The 1,384-nt window shown below is 34.4% G+C and carries 2 protein-coding genes; both read left to right on the top strand.

Translation table 11 applies throughout. The features are described 5' to 3' along the window. Positions 1-367: 367 nt before the first annotated feature. Positions 368-955, top strand: coding sequence for an alpha-glucosidase domain-containing protein (locus tag IEX94_RS19840; protein WP_229782694.1), 588 nt, complete (start codon positions 368-370; stop codon positions 953-955). Positions 956-1,060: 105 nt separating this feature from the next. After that, positions 1,061-1,384 (top strand): hypothetical protein (locus tag IEX94_RS19845; protein WP_229782695.1); only part of this gene is annotated, 324 nt, incomplete at its 3' end.

Consider the following 1,384-nt stretch of genomic DNA (forward strand, 5'->3'; position numbering starts at 1 on the left):
AGAATGCTATTTACGGACAAAATAACTCCTCATCCATTAAGATGCAAAAGCCAAATAGTACGTTTTACATAGGAAATGATAGAAATTTCTAAAAATAGTAAATAAGTTGGGTTGACCCGTCAACCCAATGAAAATTCAATTATATTGAATGGTCAATAGAATGCAAAATGCCTTCAACGACAGTTTCTGAATGAAATATATTTATTATGTCGTTGAAAGTGAAAAGAAGAGAGGTGTCGATATTATGGTGCATCATTAACTGATATTCTCATGATACTCATAAATTATTATTAGAGCTGGATTAATTTCATAATTGGATTTTGAACCAAACAATGCTGTTTGAAACGAATATGATATGGAGGTTAAGATGCTAAACAATACGAATAAACTTAGAGAGCCAAAAAGTATAATAGGAATGTTTATGATAAGTTTATTGTTACTAGTAATTATTACTACTTTAACACTGGCTAGCGGCACTATAAATGCAGCTGAAGAGGAAGGATCTATTGGTACAGTAGAAGACATTACACAAGATGGTGGCGATGTATATGTTAACTTATCAACAGGCGAAGGAATAAAGTTAACCTTTTTAAAGGAAAATCTTTTTCGGCTTCATTTAGATCCAGAAAAGGAGTATCCAGATTATCCTGAACCTAACAAGTCGGATCATGTTACTAGAATTATCGATAAAAATGAAAGCGAATACAATGAGGAGTATGGTTCTATAGATGTAGATATTGATGAGGATTCTGAATTTCATAGGATATCTACTGATGCAATAGAATTAAGGATTGAAAAGGGAACTTCGAAAATGAGTTTATATGATAAAAATCAATCCAAGGTTCTTTGGGAAGAGGCAGCCCCATTAAAATATGAGAACAACAACACAGTACAAACACTATCTACAAATGAAAATGAATATTTTTATGGCGGTGGACAACAAAATGGTTATTAGTCACATAAAAATGAGTCGATAAATATTTCTGTAGGTGGTGGTTGGGATGCAGGTGCAGCTTCGAGCCCTGTACCATTCTATATAAGTACTGATGGATATGGGGTTATGCGTAATACCTTCAAACCGGGCTCCTATGACTTTTCCGAAACTGCAACATTTAGGCATTCAGAAGAAAGATTTGATGCCTACTATTTTGTTGGAGAATCAATACCTAGCATCATTGATGAGTATACAGAATTAACCGGTAAGCCAGCCCTCATGCCAGAATATGCTTTTTACCTGGGCCATTTAGATTGTTTTAATGGCAAGCATAATGGACATGGGGATAACAGGACGCTTATGGAAGATGGGCTTAACACCTTGAATAGCTATATTGAGAAATATAGAGTTGCCAATAGAAGAAGCAGCAAACATTGCTTTCCATTTAAT

Source organism: Oceanobacillus indicireducens (genome assembly GCF_014647195.1).
Classification (GTDB): domain Bacteria; phylum Bacillota; class Bacilli; order Bacillales; family Amphibacillaceae; genus Oceanobacillus; species Oceanobacillus indicireducens.